The 17,073-nt window shown below is 30.5% G+C and carries 19 protein-coding genes; 18 read left to right on the top strand and 1 reads right to left on the bottom strand.

Going from position 1 to position 17,073, the window contains the following annotated elements; all coding sequences use genetic code 11:
- The first annotated feature begins 135 nt into the window (after nt 1-135).
- The 18 genes from D4Z93_RS08870 (at nt 136) to uraA (ending at nt 14,854) form a co-directional block, all read left to right on the top strand.
- On the top strand, nt 136-1,590 hold the full coding sequence (locus D4Z93_RS08870; RefSeq protein ID WP_119972696.1) for a UDP-N-acetylmuramoyl-L-alanyl-D-glutamate--2,6-diaminopimelate ligase: 1,455 nt from the start codon (nt 136-138) through the stop codon (nt 1,588-1,590).
- A gap of 65 nt (nt 1,591-1,655) precedes the next feature.
- Complete coding sequence (mraY, locus tag D4Z93_RS08865; RefSeq protein WP_119972693.1) at nt 1,656-2,609, top strand: phospho-N-acetylmuramoyl-pentapeptide-transferase; 954 nt, start codon at nt 1,656-1,658, stop codon at nt 2,607-2,609.
- A gap of 63 nt (nt 2,610-2,672) precedes the next feature.
- Complete coding sequence (gene spoVE / locus D4Z93_RS08860) at nt 2,673-3,788, top strand: stage V sporulation protein E (RefSeq protein ID WP_119972690.1); 1,116 nt, start codon at nt 2,673-2,675, stop codon at nt 3,786-3,788.
- Between the two features lie 250 nt (nt 3,789-4,038).
- On the top strand, nt 4,039-4,809 hold the full coding sequence (locus D4Z93_RS08855; protein WP_119972688.1) for a cell division protein FtsQ/DivIB: 771 nt from the start codon (nt 4,039-4,041) through the stop codon (nt 4,807-4,809).
- A gap of 15 nt (nt 4,810-4,824) precedes the next feature.
- The gene (locus D4Z93_RS08850; protein WP_119972686.1) at nt 4,825-5,538 is read left to right on the top strand and encodes a DUF881 domain-containing protein; all 714 of its coding nucleotides are present in this window, start codon (nt 4,825-4,827) and stop codon (nt 5,536-5,538) included.
- A 17-nt stretch (nt 5,539-5,555) separates the two neighbouring features.
- Entirely contained in the window at nt 5,556-5,897 is a 342-nt protein-coding gene (locus tag D4Z93_RS08845) for a small basic family protein (protein WP_119972683.1), read from the top strand.
- A gap of 10 nt (nt 5,898-5,907) precedes the next feature.
- The gene (locus D4Z93_RS08840; RefSeq protein ID WP_119972680.1) at nt 5,908-6,627 is read left to right on the top strand and encodes a DUF881 domain-containing protein; all 720 of its coding nucleotides are present in this window, start codon (nt 5,908-5,910) and stop codon (nt 6,625-6,627) included.
- Between the two features lie 128 nt (nt 6,628-6,755).
- Complete coding sequence (locus D4Z93_RS08835; protein WP_119972678.1) at nt 6,756-7,421, top strand: YggS family pyridoxal phosphate-dependent enzyme; 666 nt, start codon at nt 6,756-6,758, stop codon at nt 7,419-7,421.
- 15 nt (nt 7,422-7,436) lie between these two features.
- Nucleotides 7,437-7,904 (top strand): cell division protein SepF, encoded by a 468-nt coding sequence (locus tag D4Z93_RS08830; protein WP_119972675.1) that lies wholly within the window; start codon nt 7,437-7,439, stop codon nt 7,902-7,904.
- A gap of 15 nt (nt 7,905-7,919) precedes the next feature.
- Nucleotides 7,920-8,186: a YggT family protein gene (locus tag D4Z93_RS08825; protein ID WP_119972673.1), complete on the top strand. Its 267-nt coding sequence runs from the start codon at nt 7,920-7,922 to the stop codon at nt 8,184-8,186.
- A complete protein-coding gene (locus D4Z93_RS08820; RefSeq protein WP_119972670.1) occupies nt 8,183-8,956 on the top strand; it encodes a YlmH family RNA-binding protein in 774 nt (257 codons plus the stop codon). The genes D4Z93_RS08825 and D4Z93_RS08820 overlap by 4 nt, the downstream gene beginning before the upstream one ends.
- Before the next feature lie 15 nt (nt 8,957-8,971).
- Nucleotides 8,972-9,661 (top strand): DivIVA domain-containing protein, encoded by a 690-nt coding sequence (locus tag D4Z93_RS08815; RefSeq protein WP_119972667.1) that lies wholly within the window; start codon nt 8,972-8,974, stop codon nt 9,659-9,661.
- Between the two features lie 102 nt (nt 9,662-9,763).
- Nucleotides 9,764-10,453 (top strand): 5'-methylthioadenosine/adenosylhomocysteine nucleosidase, encoded by a 690-nt coding sequence (locus tag D4Z93_RS08810; RefSeq protein ID WP_119972665.1) that lies wholly within the window; start codon nt 9,764-9,766, stop codon nt 10,451-10,453.
- A 280-nt stretch (nt 10,454-10,733) separates the two neighbouring features.
- Entirely contained in the window at nt 10,734-11,336 is a 603-nt protein-coding gene (locus D4Z93_RS08805; RefSeq protein ID WP_119972662.1) for a TraR/DksA C4-type zinc finger protein, read from the top strand.
- Nucleotides 11,337-11,372: 36 nt separating this feature from the next.
- Complete coding sequence (lspA, locus tag D4Z93_RS08800; protein WP_119972659.1) at nt 11,373-11,828, top strand: signal peptidase II; 456 nt, start codon at nt 11,373-11,375, stop codon at nt 11,826-11,828.
- On the top strand, nt 11,818-12,732 hold the full coding sequence (locus D4Z93_RS08795; RefSeq protein WP_119972657.1) for an RluA family pseudouridine synthase: 915 nt from the start codon (nt 11,818-11,820) through the stop codon (nt 12,730-12,732). Before lspA ends, D4Z93_RS08795 begins: the two co-directional genes overlap by 11 nt.
- Before the next feature lie 203 nt (nt 12,733-12,935).
- Nucleotides 12,936-13,469, top strand: a complete 534-nt coding sequence (gene pyrR, locus D4Z93_RS08790; protein ID WP_119972654.1) for a bifunctional pyr operon transcriptional regulator/uracil phosphoribosyltransferase PyrR — start codon at nt 12,936-12,938, stop codon at nt 13,467-13,469.
- 68 nt (nt 13,470-13,537) lie between these two features.
- Nucleotides 13,538-14,854, top strand: a complete 1,317-nt coding sequence (gene uraA, locus D4Z93_RS08785; RefSeq protein WP_119972651.1) for a uracil permease — start codon at nt 13,538-13,540, stop codon at nt 14,852-14,854.
- Nucleotides 14,855-14,909: 55 nt separating this feature from the next.
- On the opposite strand, the gene D4Z93_RS08780 is transcribed toward uraA, so the two are convergent.
- A complete protein-coding gene (locus D4Z93_RS08780) occupies nt 14,910-16,649 on the bottom strand; it encodes an Rqc2 family fibronectin-binding protein (protein WP_119972648.1) in 1,740 nt (579 codons plus the stop codon).
- Nucleotides 16,650-17,073: the final 424 nt, after the last annotated feature.

The following is a 17,073-nucleotide window of genomic DNA, read 5'->3' as shown; positions in this document are numbered from 1 at the left end:
AATTGATATCTATGGTAAGATTAAAATATATAAAAGTTTATTTTATATAAGGCATGCAATATATGGATAATTAACTGTAGTTGCATGCCAATGTTATATAATATCATTTGAGTATAAAAAGAGAGGTGCTTATATATGGAATTAAAACAAATTCTTTATAATATCGATTATAAAATTATAAGAGGCAGTGATGATTTAGATATAGCAAAGATTCAATATGATTCTAGAAAGGTTAGGAAAGGAGATTTATTTATATGTATTGAGGGATATAGCACAGATGGACATATGTATATAAATAGTGCATTCAAAAATGGAGCATCAGCTATAATATGCAGCAAGGAAATAGAAAGTTTACCTGATTGTACGGTTTTAAAGGTAGATGACAGCAGAAAGACACTTGCAATTGCAGGAGCTAATTATTATGGTAATCCCGCTGATAAACTTAAGATAATAGGTATTACAGGAACTAATGGAAAAACTACTTCAACATTTATGATGAAATCAATTTTAGAGGCCTCAGGATATAAAGTTGGACTTATAGGAACTATAGCTAATTATATTGGTAATAAAAAAATACCAAGTCATAGAACTACTCCAGAATCATTAGAATTACAGGAATTATTTAAAGAAATGGTAAAGCAGGGTGTTCAGTATTGTGTTATGGAGGTTTCATCACATTCACTGTATTTGGATAGGGTATATGGAATCAAATTTTGTGAAGCGGTATTTACTAATTTAACGAGGGATCATTTGGATTTTCATAAAACCTTTGAGAATTATTATAATGCCAAGTTAATACTCTTTAAAAATACTTTAAATTCAATAGTGAATATTGACGATACCTATGGTAATAGAGTATATAAAGATGCAGGGGGGAATAAGATAGCTTATTCTATAGATAAATCTGCTGATGTTAAGGCAAGTAATATACATATGCATTCAAGAGGGGTGGAATTTGATTTAACATATAATTGTAAGTCTGTACATATAAATTTAAATATACCAGGTAGATATAATGTCATGAATGCACTTGGGAGTGCAGCAGCCTGTTTGAATGAAGGAATATCTTTAGATGTTGTTAGAGGCGGACTTGAAGGTATGTTGTGTGTCCCTGGACGCTGCGAAATAGTAACTCAAAATTATGATCTTGGATATGAAGTTATAGTGGATTATGCACATACTCCAGATGGTCTAAAAAATATATTAAGCACTGCAAGAGAATTTACTAAGGGAAAGCTTATAAGTGTTTTTGGCTGTGGTGGAGACAGAGATAATACAAAAAGACCTATAATGGGTAATATCGGGACGAATCTAAGTGATATTGCAGTAATTACTTCTGATAATCCACGAACGGAAGACCCTATGTCTATAATAAAAGAGATAGCATCAGGAATCCAGAAAGATAATTACATAGTAATAGAAAATAGAAGGAAAGCAATAAAAAAAGCAATGGAAATAGCTAAAAAAGATGATGTCATAGTAATAGCTGGAAAAGGTCATGAAGATTATCAAATATTAAAAGATAAAACAATACATTTTGATGAAAGAGAAGTTGTAGACGACATAATAAAAGAACTTAATAATAACTAAAGAAGAATAAAGTTAAAGAGGAGGTGAATATACTCTAATTGTATTAAATTAGGGTAGACTAAGTTTTGAGTATATTGGTTTATTCAGTATTAATTGCGTTTTTTATATCATTATTGGAAGGGCCTATTATAATTCCGCTTCTTCACAGATTAAAGTTTGGACAGAGCATAAGGGAAGAAGGTCCTAAAAGCCATATGAAGAAAGCGGGAACGCCTACTATGGGAGGAATAATATTTATATTATCTTCATTCATTACGATGTTTGTCATGATAAGAAGAACTGGTGATGAAGCTATGGTGGTATTGTACGCCTTTGTAGCTTTTGGAGTTATAGGCGGTATAGATGATTTTCTAAAAATTCACCGCAAAAAGAATTTAGGGCTTAGGGCATATCAAAAAATGCTTTTAATCCTTATAGTATCAGGCTTTTTTGCATATTATGCATCTAAGAATCCTTATATAGGTACATCTATAATAGTTCCATTTCTGCATAGATCATGGAATCTAGGAGCTATGTATATTCCATTTGTTATATTTTATTTTGCTGCTACAACTAATGCAGTCAACTTGACTGATGGATTAGATGGACTTGCAACATCGGTTACGCTTTTAGTAATGACTTTTTTTGCACTTGTAAGTTTTGCAATGGGGCATCAAACTCTAGCGATATTTTGTGCAGTGCTGTCCGGAGCTCTGCTTGGATTTTTAAAATATAATGCATTCCCAGCACAAATATTTATGGGCGATACTGGTTCACTAGCTTTAGGAGGAGCAGTTGCAACTACAGCATTGATATTAAAATTACCATTATTGGTTATAATAGTAGGTGGAATATATGTTTTGGAAACTTTATCTGTTTTGATTCAGGTGGTTTCATTTAAACTTACAGGTAAAAGAGTATTTAAAATGAGTCCTATACACCATCATTTTGAATTATCTGGATGGCATGAAACTAAAGTCGTTTCAGTATTTTGTATAGTCACTGTAATACTTTGCTTATTAGGCTTCTTATCATTATAATTTAGACCATATAGTTTTAATTACTTAAATTAGTAATTTGTTTTGGGAGGAAATAGGTATATTATGAAAATAAATAAACCTGCAGTTAGAACTAAACCTATTGATTTTATATTATTTTCCACTGTAATGCTATTAGTTGCCATTGGTGTAGTTATGGTTTACAGCGCAAGTTCCTACAGTGCTTTTTTTAACACAGCTATAAAAGACAGCACATATTTTTTAAAGAAACAGGGAGTTGCAGCAATAATAGGTGTAGTTTTTATGTTTATAACTATAAAGATGGATTACCATAAGATAAGGAAATATACAACAATACTTATGATAATAACGGTGGTATTATTAGCACTGGTTTTAGCTTTTCAGCCTGTTAATGGTGCCACAAGATGGATTCAACTCGGTCCGCTCTCTTTTCAGCCTTCTGAAATAGCAAAGTATATTGTTGTGATATTTATGGCTAAGAGTATATCCAAAAAAGGTGAAAAAATAAAAACATTTACTTATGGCATACTCCCATACATAATAACTTCTGGTTTCTATGCAGGTATGGTATTTATAGAGAAAAATTTGAGTATTGCAGCTGTAATAATGCTTGTTACTTTAATTGTATTATATATATCTGGTGCCAAAACATCTCACATTCTTGGACTTATAGGACTGGTTGTGTTGTTAGGTGTGGCAGGTATTATCCTTGAACCTTATAGAATGGCAAGATTTACAAGTTTCCTTGATCCATGGAAGGATCCTAAGAAAGATGGCTATCAGCTTATCCAGTCACTTTTGGCTCTGGGATCAGGTGGAATATGGGGGATGGGTCTTGGAAGGTCGAGGCAAAAGTGTTATTATATACCGGAACCTCATAATGATTTTATATTCTCGATAATAGGTGAAGAATTAGGACTTATAGGATGTACATTAATAGTTGTATTATTTATAGTATTTATATGGAGAGGAATAGTAACATCAGTGAAGGCAAGTGATACCTATGGTACACTTTTGGCTGCAGGTATAACATCTGTTATAGCAATACAGGCAATAATAAATATAGCAGTTGTAACAGGAGCTATGCCTGTAACTGGAGTTCCTCTTCCATTCATAAGTTATGGAGGGTCATCACTTGTAATTAATTTAGTGGCGGTAGGTGTATTACTTAATATATCACGTCAGAAAACAGATACGTAAATTCTTATTTTAAATTGCTGTCAAGATAAGCATAGCTTGGATCTGACAGCAATTTTTATTTGGCATAAAATTCCTATGAAAAATTTAATAAATGTTTAGTAAAATTTAATATGTATTTTAGTGAAATTATATAAGGTAAGTGTTATTATATTTATAGTAAAATAATAACTGATTTAAGTTATATATGGATTAATTTGCAAGATTGTAATTTTAATAAATTACTTAATAGGATAAGGTGGTTAGTTACTCCATGGGATTATTATTGAAAAAAACGGATAATGAGTTAATATTAAAGCGCAGAAGACGTATAAGGTTAAAAAAGTTCACTTTGATATTTATACTAATGGTATCTTTGTTTATTATACTATGCTTGAAGCTTCCATATTTTAATATAAATAGTATAAAAGTATATGGAAATAAGAATATCTCTAAAGACAGTATAATTGAATCTTCTAAAATATATTTTAATAATAATATATTTTATGTTAACACTAAAGGGGCAGTTGATAATATTTTAAGTAATCCTTATATAGCAGATGCAAATATAGTGAGAGTATTTCCGTCTACGATTGCAATAAATGTTACAGAGAGACAGGCAGTTTTTTATACTATGGACGGCGGCAACTACTTTGTTATAGATGGAAATGGTATAATATTAGAAAAGAAAAATAATATAAATGATATGAAATTGATTAAGCTAAATGGTATAAGTCTTGGTAAAAAAGAAATTGGAGAACCTGTCGAAAATGGAGACAGCAGAAAAATAGGTATTATAAATATTTTATCTAAGATATTTGAGGATAGTAAGATAGGACCTAATATAACTTTTGCTGATATAAGCAATTCTATTGATTTAAAAGTATATTATAAAAATATGTGTATAGAACTTGGAGATGAAGAAAATATTGAACAGAAATTTAATAGAGCTCTAAATATAATTCAAGAAAAGCAGTTGCAGGATGCAAATGGATACATTAATGTAAGTTTTAATGGGAATCCAGTATATTTCATTCAAAAGTAGGAGGATGTTTGTTGTATGCGTAAAGTTAATGCTCAAATTAGTGTGGCCATAGTCTGTGGAATACTAGGATTTATGCTTGCGTATCAGTTTAAAACTTTGATGAAACAGGACAATGATTTTAGTATATCAAATAATAATAGCACAGATGTTACTGTAGAAATTGAACAATATAAAAAAGAAAAGAATGAACTTAATGCTAAGATAAATTCTCTTGAAAATCAAATTACGAATTATGAAGAGGCAGCAGCTGGTAAAAGTGATGCTACTAAAAATCTCCTAAAAGAAGTTGAAGAGAGCAGAATACTTACAGGATCAACTGATGTGAAGGGACCGGGTATAGTAATTTATCTAAATCCGAATAATAAATTGTTTGGTAATGATAATTTAAATGATCATATAACAGACAAACATCTTGTTTATTTAGTTAATGAATTGAGATTTGCCGGAGCGGAGGCAATATCAATAAATGATATAAGGATTGTTTCAAGAACCGGAATAAGAAATGCTGGCAATTATATTTTAGTGAATGATGAAAAAATATCACCATCTTCTCAAATAGTTATACAGGCAATAGGTGATGAAAAATTGTTAAATAGTGCTATGAGTTTCCCGGAGGTCTTTGCAGATTTTAAGGGATTATGTGATGTTAAATTTGAAAAGTCAGATAATATTACTATAAAAAAATATAATAAAACTTATAAGTTTGAATATGCAAAACCGGTAAGTTAGATCATGGAGGTGTTATTTTGTTAGGGTTTATCGGCCTTATAATAGGAATTATTGTAGGTATTGTATGGAATGTAAATATTCCTGATAAGTTTTCTCCTTATATGTCAGTTGCAATACTTGCCTGCTTGGATTCTGTTTTTGGAGCTATAAAGGGAAGTTTACATAAGAATTTTCGGGCTGATATATTTATATCTGGTTTTTTTGGCAATGCAGTTTTGGCTGCTGCGCTTGCCTATCTTGGAGATAAATTAGGAGTACCTATATATCTTGCTGCTGTGATAGTCTTTGGTGGGAGAATATTTGATAATTTTGCAACTATAAGACGGCTTTTGCTTGAAAAAGCTAAATCCCGGCAATGAGGTGAAATAGATGAAAAATAATGAAGCTAACATACTTGTTTTCATAGCTTCTATAATTATAGGAATATTAATTTCAATGAATATAAGTTTTTCTAGGCAAACAAATAGAATTGTTTTAAATGCAAAGCAGTATCAGGATGCCTATAATTATAAAAACGGGCTTTATAGCGAAATCACCGGTCTTATTAACCAATATAATGATTATGCATCTAAAGTAAAGAAGTATAAGAATGACAGTGAAAATAGAGAGAAAATCACAACAAGCATGAAGGAAGAATTAAATGAAAATAATATAGTCCTTGGTAGAGTTCCACTGCAGGGTCAGGGAGTATTAATAACGCTTGATGATGGCAACACAAAAGATGCTTCCAACCAATTTGAATATCAACTCAGAATTATACATAATACTGATATAATACAGGTTATAAATGATTTGAAAAATGCCGGAGCTGAGGCCATATCTCTAAATGGACAGCGAATAATAGACAGAAGCGAGGTATATTGCAGTGGACCTTTTTTAAGAATAAACGGTATAAAAATAGCAGCTCCATTTGTGATATATGCTATTGGAAATAAGGATGTTATGTATAATTATATGATATCTAATGAAAACTATTTAAAAAGTCTAACAGTCAGAAATATAAATGTAGATGTAAAGCAGATTAATAATGTTAAGGTTCCTGCATATAATGGGGAAGAAAAGATAGGCTTTATGAAGAATGAAGACTAATTTTTCTCGCACTTTAAAGATTTTTAAATATATATCAAAAAATAATTAATTTATGAAGGAATTTTAAACTGTATGGAGAATAATACTAATAAGGTATGTATTTAATGACATTAAAGGAGACGATAAAGTTGTCAATTGAGGAAAATATTAAAGGTGTTAAAAATAATTTACCTGAAGGGGTAACTTTAATAGCTGTTTCTAAAACCAAACCTATATCTTTAATTAAGGAAGCCTATGATTTTGGAATTAGAGATTTTGGTGAGAATAAAGTACAAGAGCTTGTTAATAAATATGATAAATTGCCAGATGATATAAGATGGCACATGATAGGGCATCTTCAGAGAAATAAGGTTAAATATATTGTTGGAAAAGTATATCTTATTCATTCATTAGATAGTGTAAGGCTATTAGATGAGATAGAAAAGCAGTATAAAAACGGCGGCAAAGTTTGTAATGCTTTGATACAAATAAATATTGGCAAAGAGGAAAGCAAAACGGGAATTTATCTTGAAAATTTAGAAGAATTAATAAAGAAATGTGAACAATGCACGAATGTCAATATTAAGGGACTTATGGCTGTAATACCAAAAGGCGATGAGAGAACGTGCAGGATGTATTTCAATCAGATGAAAAATATATTTGACAATCTAAAGAGAAGGAAGTTCAAAAATATTGAAATGGATATTTTATCTATGGGAATGACTCATGATTACAGATATGCAGTAGAAGAAGGCTCTAATATGGTAAGAGTTGGTGAGGGTGTATTTGGAAAGAGAGACTACAATAATAAATAGAGGAGGAAAATTAAAATGGCTGGTAAAGTACTTAATAAAATGATGGGATTTTTAGGACTGGAGGATGATTTAGACGAAGAGATAGAAGAAGCTGAAGATTTATCAGAAAAAAAGAAAGCAGCAAATGATGATTCTTATGTTGAACCTATAATGTCTAATTCAAGAAAGCAAAACAAACTTGTAAGTATACATACTACAATTTCTGCAAAGGTTAGAATTGTAAAACCGACTAGCTATGAGGAAGCAGCTGATATATGCGATGAACTTAAAAATAGAAAGATAATAGTTATTAATACTACTGATTTGGAAACAAGAACAGCTCAAAGGCTTTTAGATTTTATGGGTGGTGCAAGTTATGCATTAGGTGGAGATTTGGAAGAAGTAGAAAAGGGAGTTTATATACTTTCTCCATCAACTGTAGAGGTTAGCAATGATTTTAAAAATGAATTATCTACTAAAGGTATTTTTGGCTGGAATAAATAATATGTGGAGGAAAAGATGATAACTAATACTTTGAGTATGGCATTGTCTTTACTGTTTAGATTTATAGAAGCAGCTATAATATTAGATGTAATATTTTCGTGGATTATGCCGGGAAGAAGCAATGCCCTTCTTGACATAATTCATGTGTTTACTGAACCATTTATGATGCCGGGAAGGAAACTTCAAGAGAAAATCATGCCAGGTTTGATGATTGATTTTTCACCTATAGTGGCTTTGCTTATATTGGATTTGTTAGAAAGGATAGTATTTAGTATTTTATGAATAAGAAAACCTTTATGGGTAAGATGGGATTTGTAGATAGTAATACAGCTTCTAATATCTATGAAAAAATTATTTTGGCTGGTAATATAAATAAAACAGTATATATGACTGAATTTTTGACACCTAATATCTGGAAAACATTAGAAGATATTTCTAATGAACTTGATGTGGGTGTTTATAGTTATGGAGTATTTGAGGATGCACAGAGAAAAATGATTGCTTTTTCTTATGATGGAGATGTAATTGATTATCCTATTACTCTTATGAGGATAGATAAAAAGTCGAAATTTTGTAAGTTAGGGCATAGGGATTATCTTGGTGCAATTATGTCACTTGGGATAAAGAGAGAAAAGTTTGGAGATTTGATTGTAAAAGGTAACTCATGTTATTTAGCAGTTCAATGTGAAGTTTCTGATTATATAAAGATGAATTTGGTAAGCATAGGGAAATCTCCCTGTGATGTAAGTATATTAAATGTAAATGATTGCGAAATTCCAGTATATGACTTTCAAGATATTGTTGTGAATGTTTCCTCTCTTAGAGTTGATTGTGTAATTAGTTCTTTGTGTAATATTTCAAGAAATAAAGCGGAAGATTTAATTAAAAGTGATAAGGTACTTGTAGATTACTCGAAAAACTTTAAAAAAGATGGAGTTTTAAAATGTAATTGTGTAATAACTATAAGTGGATATGGAAAATATAAATTAATAGAAAATATAGGCTGGACAGGCAGCGGGAAAACTAAGGTTTTGATAAAAAAATTTATTTGATTTGAGGTGTTCACAATGAAAATTACATCGATGGAGATAACAGAAAAGGATTTTAAGAAGGTTTTAAGGGGTTATAGTGTAGATGAAGTAGATGAATTTTTGGATAAGATATCTGATGATTATGAAGCTGTCTTAAAGGAAAATGCGACCTTAAAAGAGAAGTTAGGAAGTATACAAGAAAAGATAGATCACTATAATAAAATGGAGAATACTATACAAAATACTTTACTCTTAGCACAGAATGCTTCAGAACAAGCAAGGGAAAATGCACAAAAAGAGAGTGAACTTATAATAAAAAATGCTAATGAAGCTGCACAGAGGATAATTGATAAAGCTCATAGCGATATAATACAGATAAATGATGAGTTTGAAAGAGTCAAACAAGACTTTTGCAAGTTTAGGACAAAGTATAGGGGTTTTATAACTTCTCAGCTGGAAATGTTTGATGATATGGAGAAAGAGTTTGTCAAAAACTATAATATAGGATATGAGACTAGTGAGAATACAGTTGCTCAGAATAAGAAAAATGATATGAATCATGATAGTATATATGAAAAGGAGATAGAGGTATCAGCTGATGATAATCTAAATTCCAATGAAGTTATTAGTGTTGATGAAGACATAGAAAATAATGGTCAGATATCTGGATTTTTGAATGATGAAAATGAACTTCGAGAGATAAAAAATTTTTTTGTAAAAGATTAAAAAAATCCCACTCATATGAGTGAGATTTTTTTAGGATTAGTAAGAATTTATAAGTGTGATATAATGATATCATATTGATTCAGATTATAGGAGGTATTTAAAATGACAGTTGGAATAATAGGAGCTATGGATGAAGAACTTGAACTACTTTTGAAGGAAATGGAAAAACAGGAAAGCCAAGTTAAAGCAAATATGACTTTTAATTTAGGAAAATTATATAACAAAAATTTGGTTGTTGTGAGATGTGGAATTGGAAAAGTTAATGCAGCTGTCTGCACACAAATTTTAATAGATGACTTTAATGTAGATAAAGTTATAAATGTTGGTATTGCAGGTGGTATAGGACAAAATGTATATCCTGGAGATGTTGTTATTGCAGATAATCTGGTGCAGCATGATATGGATGCATCAGCATTTGGTGATCCGGTAGGTCAGGTACCAAGACTTGATACATTTGAATTTAAATGTGATAATGCATTAGTTTCGAGTGCTAAGAGGGCATTTGTAACTACTAGTGATCATAAGAGTTTTGTTGGTAGAATAGTAACAGGCGATCAATTTATATCAAATACATCTAAAATAAAATGGCTAAATGAAAAGTTTGATGCACTTGCATGTGAAATGGAAGGTGGTAGTATTGCTCAAGTTTGCTACTTAAATAATATACCTTTTGTTGTAATAAGATCTATATCTGACAATGCAAATAATGGTGCACATATGGAATATGAGAAATTTGCTCCAATTGCCATTAAGAATTCCACTCAAATTTTGAAGAATATGCTTTGCAGTTAGAATATACATATTTATAAAAATCTAAGCAGATTTTATAAACTCGCAGGCTCAAACATATAGAATCTACTAAGATTTTCAAAAATACTTCACTAAGATTTACTAAGAAATTTTTTAATGTGTCTACACTTTGGAAATGTCAGCTTACGTATAACTTAAGCTTGGAATTACAAACCCTATAGCTAATAGAAACCTCTAAACTATCAGTCATATGTAGAATAAATGATTCTTCTTTTAATCAAAATATATGTGTATTAAAATATAAATGAGAGGAGTCATAATTATGGATGACAGATTGTTAAAAGAATTTAAGAATAGATTGGAAAAACAAAAAGACTCGACATGCAATCTTTTAGAACAGATGGAAGAAAATAAAACTATAAAGTCAAATATAGAGGCAGAGAGTGAATTGTCTTTATATGATAATCACGGAGCTGATACTGCTGGAATGCTTTATGACAGGCAAAGGGGAATGGCTCTTCAAAAGAATGAAACAGCAATGATAAGTAAAATAGATAATGCACTAAGTAGTATAGAAGCTGGTACCTATGGAGTATGCAAAAGGTGTGGAAAAGAAATTTCACTTGACAGGTTAAGGGCTGTTCCATATGCTGAATACTGTATACATTGTCAGGAAGTTATTGATGACGCAAAACCTAGTGAAAACAATAATAGGCCTCCTGAAGAGGATGTACTTGAGGATACGATGAATAATGTAGATGACAGTAACAATCAGGTTGAATTTGATATGGAAGATAGTTATGATTCAGTTGGGATGTTTAATAGGAGGAAAAATATAACAGAAGAATGTACAGATGAAGTTGAAGAGTATACTGATCCTTTAGATGCTATAAGTAATAGTGAATATAAGAATCAATTACCATAAAACGGCACACTCTGATTTGATGTTAGGGGGAAATAAATGGAATTTTTAGTTGTTATAGTAGTGCTGATACTGGATAGAATAACAAAATTATGGGCACTTAATATACTTACAAAAGTACCTGAAATAGTTATTTTAAAAAACATATTTGGTTTTTCATACCTGGAGAACAGAGGTGCAGCATTTGGAATATTACAAAATAGAGTAATTCTTTTGGTTGTTATAACATTTATTGTAATAGCAGGAGTTATATATTACTTTTTAAGGTATAAACCGAATTCCAGAATATTAAAAATTAGTATAGCTCTTATATTAGGTGGTGCAGTTGGAAACTTATTTGATAGAATTTTTTACGGATATGTAGTAGATTTTATATTAGTGCACTATAGAGACATTTATTATTTCCCTACTTTTAATGTTGCTGATGTTACAGTGGTAATAGGTACTTCTCTTCTTGCATTTTATTTGATAAAGGAAGATGGATATGGAAATTAAGAGTTTTATTGCGGATGGTATTTTTGAAGATATGAGACTGGATATATTTTTAACACAATGTATAGACGAAAAGTCAAGATCATATATTCAGCAGCTTATATCAAATAAAATGGTAAGTGTAAATGGTAATGTAAAGAAGAGTAATTATAAACTCAGAAAAAATGACATAATTAAAATTACAATTCCAGATCCAGTTGGATTAAATATAGAACCGGAGGATATAAAGCTTGATATAGTATATGAGGATAGTGATGTTATTGTTGTAAATAAACCTCAGGGCATGGTAGTTCATCCGGCACCAGGATTATACAGTGGGACCTTAGTAAATGCACTTTTAAATCACTGTAAGGATTTGTCAGGAATAAATGGAGTTATGAGGCCTGGTATAGTTCATAGAATTGACAAGGATACATCCGGGGTTTTAGTAGTTGCCAAAAATGATAATGCACATAATAAACTGGCATATCAGTTTAAAGAACATTCTATTATAAGAGAATATGTTGCGCTTACCGAAGGAATTATAAAAGAAGATGGTACAGTAGATGCGCCACTTGGAAGACATCCAGTAGACAGAATAAAAATGGCTGTTGTAAGTGATGGAAGAAGGGCGGTTACCCATTACAATATTTTGAATAAATTTAAAAATAATACTCTTTTAAAATGTGTTTTAGAAACTGGAAGAACACACCAGATAAGAGTTCATATGACTTATATAGGGCATCCTCTAGTAGGAGATCATGTATATGGGTATAAAAAACAAAAATTTAAATTAGAAGGACAGATGCTTCACGCTAAAAAGCTTGGTTTTATACATCCTTCAAGTGGTAAATATGTAGAATTTGAAACTGATCTTCCTCCTTATTTTAAAAGAATATTAAATATTCTAAAGTCAGAGTTGAAATAGTGATATTTATGTGCTAAAATGATAAAAGAGGTTTAAGAAATACGATTTTATTTAAAATTTAAAATTCCTTTAAGAGTGATCCAGTGAGGTCAGAAGGTTTTATAATGTTATTGTATTAAAAGATAAAACATGTCCATACTCACTGAGTGTGGGCATTATTTTTGATTGTTTTTATATTTCCTTGTTGTTTGGAGGTGAAGTATATGGAACTTAAGACTATTATACTTGATGATAAAGGTATAAAGAGAACTTTGACACGAATATCTCACGAGATAATAGAGAAAAACAAAGGTGCTGAGGATATTGTATTAGTTGGTATAAAAAGGAGAGGGTATCCGCTGGCAGAGAGAATAGCTCAGATGATAGAAAACATAGAGGGAGTGAAATTAAAAGTAGAAAGTGTTGATATAACTTTATATAGAGATGATCTTAGTAAATTAAATGAGCAGCCAGTAATAAAAGATGTAGACTTAATCAATGTTGAGAATAAAAAAGTAATATTGATTGACGATGTAATATATACTGGAAGGACAGTAAGAGCTGCGATAGATGCAATTATGCATGCAGGAAGACCCAAAATGATACAACTTGCGGTATTAATAGACAGAGGACATAGGGAATTACCTATAAGGCCTGATTATGTTGGAAAAAATATTCCAACATCTAAAGGGGAAATGGTCTCAGTAGAACTTATGGAAATTGATGAAAAAGATTCTGTAAAAATATATGAATTATAATATAAATTAATATAGTCTTGTGTACTACTTTTAAAATAGTCCAGAGAGGCTAAAAAGGAGAAGGATAAATGAAAAATTACATTGATGTAGAAGAAAAACTACCTATAATTAAAACAATACCACTTAGTTTTCAGCATTTGTTTGCTATGGTTGGAGCTACAATATTAGTTCCAATACTTACGGGCATGAGCCCATCAATTGCACTTTTTTGCAGCGGAGTTGGAACACTTCTCTATATTTTATGTACCAAGGCGAAACTGCCGGCTTATATAGGTTCGTCATTTGCATTTATAGCACCTATGACAGTGGCTTCTAAAAATTATGGACCGCAGGCAATGCTTTCAGGTGTTATAGCAGCTGGTTTTATTTATATGATAGTTTCATTAATAATAAGATTCTGTGGTATAAAATGGCTGAATAGAATTTTGTCACCAATAGTAGTAGGATCTATTGTAATAGTAATAGGACTTAGCATGGCTCAAACAGCTATAAATTGGGCTGGATTGAATTTAAGCTATACTGATGCTTCACTTCAAAGCGCTCCAAGGTGGGCCTGGGTAACTGTATCTATGATTACTTTAGCTGTTGGTGTGTTTGGAAGTATGTATTTTAAGGGATTTTTAGGAGTTATACCTGTACTTATAGCTATGATAACCGGATATATTTCGGCACTTGTACTTGGAGTAATACCACATAGTGTACTTCAAACTGTAGCAAGTACAAAAATTTTTAGAATACCACAGTTTATGACACCTAAATTTAATTTTAGTGCAATGATGCTTATGGCACCAGTTTCATTTGTAACAATTGCAGAGCATATAGGACACATATATGTTACAAATAATGTGGTAGGCAGAGATTTTACTAAAGAACCAGGTCTTCATAGATCGATATTAGGCGATGGAGTAGCTACCATGTTTGCAGGATTTGTTGGAGGCCCTCCAAATACAACTTATGGAGAAAACATAGGAGTAATGGCAATAACTAAAGTTTACAGTGTATGGGTAATAGGTGGAGCTGCTATAATTGCAATAATACTTTCTTTTATAGGACCAATATCAACAATAATAGAAAATATGCCATTACCTGTAATGGGCGGGGTCAGTATATTATTGTTTGGTATAATAGCATCATCTGGTTTTAGAATATTTGTGGAGGATAAAATAGACTTCGGTGAAAAGAGAAATCTATTAATTGCTTCAGTAATAATGGTGCTCGGAATAGGCGGAGCCTCATTAAAATTTAAGTTCAATGGTGCTGATGTAGAAATAGCCGGAATAGCGCTTGCAACTTTAGTTGGAATCTTTTTGAATCTTGTACTTCCAAAGAAGAGTCTTTCTGAGGAACCAGACAATGAAATAAGAGAACATAAAGAGGCAGTTTAGAATATATATAAAGAGGTGCAGTTTTAAATATCAATTTAAAACTGCACCTCTTTAATTACTTTAGTATTTCTTCTATTTTAGGTTTTTCTGGATCTACATATATTGTTTTGTTGGTATAGTATATTACCATACCAGGTTTTGCACCATTAGGTTTATGTACATTCTTTGCTTGTGTATAATCTACAGGAACTTTAGAAGATTCTTTGCTTTTACTATAGTAGGCGGCGAGCTTGGCGGCTTCCTCTAAAGTCCTATCTGGTACGTCTTTAAAGTTTTTTACTATGACATGCGAGCCCGGTATATTTTTTGTATGCATCCATATATCTCTTTTATCTGCAAATTTTAATGTTAGATAGTCATTTTGAAAATTATTTTTACCAACATATATATCAATACCATCACTTGATATAAATTTCAGGGGTTTTAAAGGTTTCGTTTTTTTAGAATGTATATTTTTTTTGAATCTGATATATCCTGTGGACATAAGTTCTTTTTTTATCTCTTCTATGCTTTCATAGTCGTCTGCATTTCTTAAATTTGTAATAACTGATTCAAGGTATTCTATTTCGTTTTTAGTGATTTCTAATTGGGACTTAGCTGCTTCTTCTGTTTTTTTCATTTTATTATACTTTTTAAAATAGGCTTGAATATTTTCAGAAGGTGTTTTACTATTATTTAGTTTGATTTCAACAGATGGTAAATTTTCATCATAATAGTTTTGTACAGTGATTGCCGAATCACCTTTTTTCATACTATATATATTTGATGTCAGTAAATTGCCATAGAGCATGTATTTATCTTTAGACAAACATTCTGTTAAATTATTTTTAAGTATCTTAACTTTTTTGTTACATCTATCTAAATTTACATTTAGAAGTTTTTGTAAATCCGATGATTTGTTTTTTAATCTGTCATTTTTGTCTTTTTTGTAGTAGAATTCCTCTATAAGTTTAGAAGGTGATGAATATATTTTCTCCTCTAAATTTTTAAACTGTGTCATTTGCTGACAATAGAAATCTTTTGCGATATTTCCGTCAAAATAAGAAGAAAAATAAAAGTTATTGCTTTTAATATCAGACATTATACTAATGAAAAAGTTATTTATATATTTTATATTATTAAATGTAAATTCATTGTTATTTTTTGTAAACCTATAAAATAATTCATTTGAAAAGAGTGTGCTTATTCCAGTAAAAGTACTCGAAAAAAATTTTTTGTCATACTTGATTTCATTGTCGTTTAAAAAATTAGTTAAATCATGAAAAGTATAATCAAATGGATTGAGTTTTAACGATTTTGGCGGAAGTATATATGGTATGTTCGGGTAAATGCATCTTACAGTATTTATTTCCAGACCAATATGTTTTATACTGTCCATTATCATATTGTCTCTACTTCTGACTAAAGTTATATTACTGTGTCTTCCCATAATTTCAATTACCAATGTGTATATACTATTAAAGCCAAGTTCATCTGTGCTCTTGAAATCTAAAAATATTATCCTGTCGGTATCAAGCTGCCTTATATTAATAAGTTTGCTTGAATTTATATATTTCCTAAGAACCATACAAAACATTGGTGGTGTAATTGGGTTGGATTTAATTGCATTTGTTATGTGTATTTTCGGGTATACAGGGCTTGCACTTATTAATAATTTATATGTTTTTCTGCTGTTTTTTATGGAAAGTACAATTTCATCTTTTTCCGGTTGATTTACTTTTTCTACTTTTCCATTTAATAAATATTTTTTTAATTCATCAATTAATGTATATAAAAAAATTCCATCTAGAGACATTTTATCATCCTTTCTGCTTATACAATAATGAAATTTCGGCTTATAGTATTATATCATTTTAGAATTTTAAAATAAAGTAAATGGTATTGATAAAAGGACGTCTAAGTAGTAAACTAATTTTAAGTTTTACTATATATGGTTTATAAATGAAAGCTTAAGTTATACTTCAGCTGACATTTCCAAAATTCGTCACCTAAAAAATTGCCAGTAAGTCTAAGTTCATATTTATAAAAAATTAAGCAGATTTTATAAACTCGCAGGCTCAAACATATAAAAGCTACTAAGATTTTCAAAAATACTTCACCAAGATTTACTAAAAAATTTTTTAATGTGCCTACATTTTGGAAATGTCAGCTTACGTATAACTTAAGCCTGGAATTATAAACCCTATAATATAACCTATAGGCTTTGAAGGGCGGGAAAT

The sequence above is a fragment of the Clostridium fermenticellae genome, from assembly GCF_003600355.1.
Classification (GTDB): Bacteria; Bacillota; Clostridia; order Clostridiales; family Clostridiaceae; genus Clostridium_AV; species Clostridium_AV fermenticellae.
The sequence above is the reverse complement of the archived record's forward strand: the minus strand, read 5'-3'. Positions and strand labels throughout refer to the sequence as shown.